This is a genomic window from Immundisolibacter sp., assembly GCF_028696615.1.
Lineage (GTDB): Bacteria > Pseudomonadota > Gammaproteobacteria > Immundisolibacterales > Immundisolibacteraceae > Immundisolibacter.
The window spans coordinates 1-6,808 of the sequence record NZ_JAQVGQ010000150.1; the positions used below are offsets into that span (position 1 = coordinate 1).

Below are 6,808 nucleotides of genomic sequence, written 5' to 3' on the forward strand. Positions count from 1 at the left end.
ACAGGCTGGCGACGGCGCGGCCGTGGATGATGACCTGGGCGCCGATGTCGCTCGAGGGCTTGAGCAGCACCGGGTTGAAGTCGGTGTGGGGCTCGACGCCGGCGGCAAGCGCCTGCAGCGCCTGGGCGCGGCCGATCTCGCCGCCATCGACGGTCACGGCCGAGTTCAGCGCCATGTTCTGCGGCTTGAACGGCGCCACACGCAGGCCGCGGCGGTGCAGCGCGCGCGCCAGGCCGGCGACCAGCGTGCTCTTGCCGGCATCGGAGGTGGTGCCCTGCACCATCAGGGTGATCGGAGGAGACATGGCGTAGAATCCGGGGTCCTCGGTTTGGGGGACGGATTATCGCCGATCGCGTGGCCGTAAGCGCGAACGCTGGAGACAGGCAGGCGCGCGAACCGGTCCAGCAGTGGCACCCCACGCCCGCGCCGCCTTCGCGGCAGTGCAGCATCGCGTTTCGATTTCGACTCCTCCCGTTCATGTCCTTTGCCCTGATCCTCGTCGCCAAATTCGCCGCCGGCCTGCTCGCCGACCGCCTGTTCGGCGAGGTGCGCCGCTTCCATCCGCTGGTCGGCTTCGGCCGCTGGTCACGCTCGGTCGAAGACGCAGTGCGCCGCGTCGTCGGCGAGCATCGCCTCGCCGGCTTGCTGGCGTGGGCGCTCGCAGTGCTGCCGTGGGTGGGGCTGGCGCTGATGGCGAGGGCGGCGCATCCGCTGGCGCACTGGCCGGTGGATGTCGCCCTGCTTTACTTCAGCCTCGGCGGCCGCAGCCTGGCCGAGCACGCCGAAGCCGTCGCAGCGCCGCTGGCCGCGGGCGATCTAGCCGCCGCTCGCGAGCGCGTGGGCTGGATCGTCAGCCGCGACACGCGCGAACTCGATCCCGCAGGCGTCGCCCGCGCTGGCACCGAGTCGGTGCTGGAGAACGGCAACGACGCGGTGTTCGGCGCGCTGTTCTGGTTCCTGCTCGGCGGCGCCGCCGGTGCGCTGCTGTTCCGGCTGGCAAACACCCTGGACGCGATGTGGGGCTACCGCACGGCGCGTTACCTGCGCTTCGGCTGGGCCGCCGCGCGCATCGACGACGTGCTCAACGCCCTGCCCGCGCGTCTGACCGCGCTGACCTACGCCCTGCTCGGCAACACCCGCCGTGCGCTCGCCTGCTGGCGTTTGCAGGCGCCGGCCTGGGACAGCCCCAACGCCGGCCCGGTCATGGCCGCCGGCGCCGGCGCCCTCGGCGTGGCGCTGGGCGGCGGCGCGCTCTACCACGGCCAATGGGAGGAGCGGCCGCCGCTGGGCGAAGGACCGGCACCGGATGCCGGCTCGATCCGCGCCGCCATCGCGCTGGTGCACCGCGGCGCGCTGCTGTGGCTGGCCGTCGCCACCAGCGTCGCGCTGATCCTGCACTTCACGGGACTACCCCATGCTTGAGCACGGCGGCCGCCTGCGCCGCGCGGCGCAACGCTACGGCATTCCGCTGGACGACTGGCTCGACCTGTCGACCGGGATCAATCCGCACGCCTACCCGGTGCCGGCGGTGCCCGCATCGGCCTGGCACCGCCTGCCCGAGGACGACGACGGGCTGGAGACTGCGGCCACGGCCTACTATGGCAGCGCCGCGCTGCTGCCTGTCGCCGGCTCTCAACCCGCGATCCAGTCCCTGCCCTCGGTGCTACCTGGTGCGCGCGTCAGTCTGCTGGTGCCGAGCTACGCGGAACACGCCCATGCTTGGCGCGAGCGCCAGCCGCGCTTCTTCACGGCCGACACCGACGCCGCGGAGGCCGCGGTGGACCAGAGCGACATCGTCGTGCTGGTGCAGCCCAACAACCCGACCGGTGCACAGTTCGAGCGCACCCGGCTGCTCGACTGGCACGCCCGGCTCGCTGCCCGCGGCGGCTGGCTGGTGGTGGACGAAGCCTTCATCGACGACACGCCGGCGGCCAGCCTCGCCCCGCTCGCGGGCGCCGACGGACTGGTGGTGCTGCGCTCGCTGGGCAAGTTCTTCGGCCTCGCCGGCGCGCGGGTCGGCTTCGTCTTCGGCCCCCACGCCGTGCGCACGCGGCTCGAGGAACGCCTCGGCCCATGGACGATCGGCGGGCCGGCACGGCACGTCGCGCGCGCGGCCCTGAACGATACCGTCTGGCAGGCAGCCATGCGCGAGCGGCTGGCCCACGAGGGCGAGCGCCTCGCGCAGGTGCTGAACGCCGCAGGACTCGGCACCGCAAGCGGACCTTCCCTGTTCAAATCGGTGCTGCGCGCCGACGCGGCGCAGCTGCACGACGCGCTGGCGCGACGCGGCATCCTCGTCCGCCTGTTCGAGCAGCCCGCTTCGCTGCGTTTCGGCCTGCCGGCTGACGATGCCGGCTGGGCGCGCCTGGAGCAGGCCCTGGCGGAATGCCTCAGGGAACAGTGAGACACGAGCGGGCAAGACTTTCGACGCCCGTCCCCGACAACCGCAACGGACTCCACGCAATGAACCGACCCTCACGCCATCTCGGTCCCGCCCGCAGCTTCGCCCTTTCCGCACTGTGCGTCGCTGCCGCCCTTTCGCAGACCGCAAACGCAGCCATCGAGCTCACCGACGACGCCGGCAACGCGGTGCGGCTGGAAGCGCCGGCCAAGCGTATCGTCAGCCTCGCGCCGCACATCACCGAGCTGCTCTTTGCCGCCGGCGCCGGACCCGCGGTCGTCGGCGTGGTGGCCTACAGCGACTACCCGCCGGAGGCGAAGGCGCTGCCCCAGGTGGGCGGCTACACGAAGGTGGACCTGGAGGCGGTGGCGGCACTGCGCCCCGACCTCGTTGTCGCCTGGCGCAGCGGCAACCGCGATACGCACCTCGACCGCCTGCGTGCACTGGGCATCCCGGTGTTCATCAACGAGCCGCGCAGCCTGGACGACGTCGCCCGCAGCATGGAACAGATCGGCCAACTGGCCGGATCGGAAGGTACGGCGAACGAGGCTGCGCAGGCGTTCCGCGCGCGCCATGCGGCACTGGCCACGCGCTACCGCGAGCGCCCGCCGGTGCGCACCTTCTACCAGATCTGGGACCGGCCGCTGATGACCGTCAACGACGAACACCTGATCGCCGACGTCATCCGCCTGTGCGGCGGACGCAACGTCTTCGGCGAGCTAGGCACGCTGGCCCCGACCGTCGGCGTCGAGGCGGTGCTGGCGGCCAACCCGGAGGCCATCGTCGCCAGCGGCATGGGCGTCGCCCGCCCGGAATGGCTGGATCAGTGGAAGCGCTGGCCCGACCTCAGGGCCAACGCCGGCGGCAACCTGTTCTTCATCCCGCCCGACATCCTGCAGCGCCACACGCCGCGCATCCTGGACGGTGCCACGCAATTGTGCGAGCAGCTCGACACGGTGCGCGTGCGCCGCGGCGACGCGCCTGCGCCGGCCGGACAGTGAGGCAGGGCCCACCACCGCGGCCCCAACGCCGGATGCAGTCCCGTCCCGACCGACGGACGCATCCGGCACGATCGATCAGTTTTCGTTAATATTCTGCGCACTCGCTCCATACCGCAGCAGGAGACTCCGATGCGCACACCCACCCCGCTCCCGCCCCCGATCACGATCTCGCGCAGGCGCTTCCTGCAGATGGGGCTTGCCGGCGCGGCCGGCGTCGGCCTGACTGCGAACTGGGCCGACCTGTCAGCCTTCGCCGCCGACCTGCACGACTTCATCCGCGGCCCGGCCGTGCCCGACATCGCGCCCCAGCGCCTGTCCGAGCACGTGTGGATGATCTGGTCCAAGGACGGCTTTCCCACCCCCGAGAACCTGGGGATGATGAGCAACATCACCTTCGTCGTGACGCAGAAAGGCGTGGTGATGCTGGACCCCGGCGGCTCGGTGCAGATCGGTGAGATGGCGCTGCGCATGATCCGCACCGTCACCGACAAGCCGGTGGTGGCGATCTTCAACACCCACTACCACGGCGACCACTGGCTCGCGAACCACGCCTTCGAGGATGCCTTCGGCAAGGACCTGCCGATCTACGCCCATCCGGTGACGAAGAAGGAAATCGAAGGCGTGCAGGGCAGCATGTGGCACAGCCTGATGGAACGATGGACCAACCAGGCCACCGCGGGCACGCGCATCGTCGCCCCCAATCACACGGTCGAGCACGGCGCCAGCTTCGACTATGGCGACGTCACCTTGCGCATCCATCACTACGGCGTCGCCCACACGCCGGGCGACATCTGCATCGAGGTGGTCGAGGACGCGCTGACCCACGTCGGCGACATCGCCATGGACCGTCGCATCGCCAACATGGACGACGGTTCCTACGTCGGCACCTTCCGCTTCTACGACGCGCTGGAGAAGAGTGCACCATCGAAGATCTGGGTGCCGGGACACGGCCACGCCAGCGCCGAGGTGCTGAAGTGGAATCGAGAGTTGTTCGAGGGCATCTACGAGAACTGCGTGAAGGCCGTCGAGGACGGGCGCGACATGGCGAGCGCGCGCGAGGCCGTGCTCAAGGACCCACGCGTGGCCGGCAAGGCGTCGGACACGGCAGGCTTCGACTCGAACATCGGCAAGTACGTCAGCCTCGCCTACCTCGAGGCGGAGAAGGAAGCCTTCTGACCCCTGGCGGGGCTCAGTCCTCGCGCACCATCTCGTAGCGCGCGCGATTGCGGCGCTGCCGGCGATTCTCGCGCGCCATGCGCCACCAGGCGCGATCGAACACCCAGGCCAGGCTCGGCAGCAGCGGCGCCAGGTAGCGTTCAGCCGCCGAGACGACCTCACCTTCGGGCACGCGACAACGCACGCCGAGTGCGCTGAGGCGCTGGTGCAGCGAAGGATGGAGGGCGAAGCGCTCGCCGCCGGCCTCTTCAAGCGCGACTGCATGCTCGGACACCGTGCGCGTGAAGCCGGCCTGCACGCCGAGTGCGAGGTCGCGATACGGGCGCAGCCGCGGCCGACGACGGCGGGAACCGTGCGCATCGACATGGGGCCAGAAGTCGCGCTCCAGAAAGCGCGTCTTGAGTCCCACTTCGACCAGGGCATCCCCCATCAGGCCATGACCGACAAGGCTCGCCGCCAGCGCATCGGCCTCGAACTCCTCGATTCGCGCCAGGCGCAGCATCGTGATGCAGTAGCGCTGCGTCATCCGTTCGAGCGTCGCGTCGAACCAGGGGAAGCGATCGACGGCACGATCGATCGTACGCACCCACCACGCCCGCAGATGCGCGCCGACCCCACCCCAACCCTGCCGCTGCGCGGCCAGGTGGGCCAGCTCGTGCGCCAGGACCGCGCCGAACTGCGCCGGCGACAGGCTGTGAACGAGCGGAAGTCCGATCATCAGGCAGGTCTGCAGCGGCCCGACACAACCCCAGCGCGGCCGCTGCGCGACATGGGCGTTCATGTGATCGGTGACGAACACATGGCGCACCGGGTCGATGCCCAGGCGCGCGGCCGTGTCGTCGAGCAGGGCGAACAGATCCTCGGCCGCCCTGCGCGGCAGGCGGATTCCCTCGGGCCGAGGCGGCGCACTCAACAGCACCCCCCCGAGCGCACACGTCGCGAGCCCCGCCAGCACGGCCAGCAAGCTCCAGAGGCCGGAAACGACGGGGTCTCCGGCATTGATGGCGGCCCAACTGCTGCCCAGGGCATGAAGCGTCAAGGCCGCAAATGCCGCCGTCAGTGCAGCGAAGGTGCCCAAGCCGGCCAACGCACCCAAGGTCAATTGCCGGGCGAGCCTGAATCGCAGCGCAAAGAGCCTTCGGGGACGGACGGAGAGGGACATGAATGACGCCTTTAGAGCGAATTTGTAACTATACGTCAGTTGAGCTTGGGTCCGGTATCGACCGTGACATGGCGACTCCCCACGACGAGCGGTCGGCCGACGTGCGCTGCATTGCACAAAATGCTCGCTTCCCCCGCAGCAAGCCTCTATAGTGCCGGTTCGCCGCGAGTTGACCGATCGATCGCGGCAGTTCCCCCAACGATCCGGCGGCACCCTGCCACGGATCTCTCCCGCCAGTCCGGATTGGTGTCGCCACGAAGCGCGACGGCCTGGCGCCGGAAACCACTGAATGAATTCCCAAGTCACTTTCGCCAGCCTCGGGCTGGCAGAACCCATCCTGCGCGCCATCGGCGAGGCGGGCTACACGCACCCCACCCCCATCCAGGCCCAGGCCATCCCGCAGGTGCTCGCGGGCGGCGACCTGCTCGCCGCAGCCCAAACCGGCACCGGCAAGACCGCCGGCTTCACGCTGCCGCTGCTGCACATCCTGTCGCAGACCCACGCCCACCCGCATCCGCCGGGCCGCCCGCGCTGCCTGATCCTGACGCCGACGCGCGAACTCGCCGCCCAGGTCGAGGAGTCGGTGCAGACCTACGGCAAGCACCTGCCGCTGAGCTCGCTGGTGATGTTCGGCGGCGTCAACATCAATCCGCAGATCAGCGCGCTGAAGAAGCGTGTCGACATCCTCGTCGCGACCCCTGGCCGCCTGCTCGACCACGTCGGCCAGCGCACGCTGGATTTGTCCGGCGTCGAGATTCTCGTGCTGGACGAAGCCGACCGCATGCTCGACATGGGCTTCATCCGCGACATCCGCAAGGTGCTCGCGCTGCTCCCGAAGAAGCGCCAGAATCTGCTGTTCTCGGCCACCTTCTCGGACGAGATCCGCGAGCTGGCACATGGCCTGCTGCACAACCCCGGCACGGTCGAAGTGGCGCCGCGCAACACCACCGCCGAACGCGTCGACCAGGCCGTCTACATGGTCGGCCAGAAGCACAAGCGCGAACTGCTCGCCCACCTGATCAAGGAAAAGCAGTGGTTCCAGGCGCTGGTGTTCACCCGCACCAAGCA

Annotated in this window: 6 protein-coding genes and 1 pseudogene; 5 read left to right on the top strand and 2 right to left on the bottom strand. The window is 69.8% G+C overall.

Annotation, left to right across the window (positions count from 1 at the left end):
- Positions 1–304 (bottom strand): annotated as a pseudogene (locus tag PHC73_RS10055) (AAA family ATPase); the annotation flags it as partial.
- Positions 305–477: 173 nt separating this feature from the next.
- On the opposite strand from PHC73_RS10055, the gene cbiB reads away from it, so the two are divergent.
- The 4 genes from cbiB to PHC73_RS10075 all read left to right on the top strand — a co-directional run bounded on the left by cbiB (position 478) and on the right by PHC73_RS10075 (position 4,578).
- Positions 478–1,422: an adenosylcobinamide-phosphate synthase CbiB gene (gene cbiB / locus PHC73_RS10060; RefSeq protein WP_300127486.1), complete on the top strand. Its 945-nt coding sequence runs from the start codon at positions 478–480 to the stop codon at positions 1,420–1,422.
- On the top strand, positions 1,415–2,404 hold the full coding sequence (cobD, locus tag PHC73_RS10065) for a threonine-phosphate decarboxylase CobD (protein WP_300127489.1): 990 nt from the start codon (positions 1,415–1,417) through the stop codon (positions 2,402–2,404). Before cbiB ends, cobD begins: the two co-directional genes overlap by 8 nt.
- 59 nt (positions 2,405–2,463) lie before the next feature.
- On the top strand, positions 2,464–3,402 hold the full coding sequence (locus PHC73_RS10070) for a cobalamin-binding protein (protein ID WP_300127491.1): 939 nt from the start codon (positions 2,464–2,466) through the stop codon (positions 3,400–3,402).
- 129 nt (positions 3,403–3,531) lie between these two features.
- The gene (locus tag PHC73_RS10075) at positions 3,532–4,578 is read left to right on the top strand and encodes an MBL fold metallo-hydrolase (RefSeq protein WP_300127494.1); all 1,047 of its coding nucleotides are present in this window, start codon (positions 3,532–3,534) and stop codon (positions 4,576–4,578) included.
- 13 nt (positions 4,579–4,591) lie between these two features.
- On the opposite strand, the gene PHC73_RS10080 is transcribed toward PHC73_RS10075, so the two are convergent.
- Positions 4,592–5,740: a M48 family metallopeptidase gene (locus PHC73_RS10080; RefSeq protein WP_300127497.1), complete on the bottom strand. Its 1,149-nt coding sequence runs from the start codon at positions 5,738–5,740 to the stop codon at positions 4,592–4,594.
- Positions 5,741–6,029: 289 nt separating this feature from the next.
- On the opposite strand from PHC73_RS10080, the gene PHC73_RS10085 reads away from it, so the two are divergent.
- Positions 6,030–6,808 (top strand): DEAD/DEAH box helicase (locus PHC73_RS10085; protein WP_300127499.1); only part of this gene is annotated, 779 nt, incomplete at its 3' end.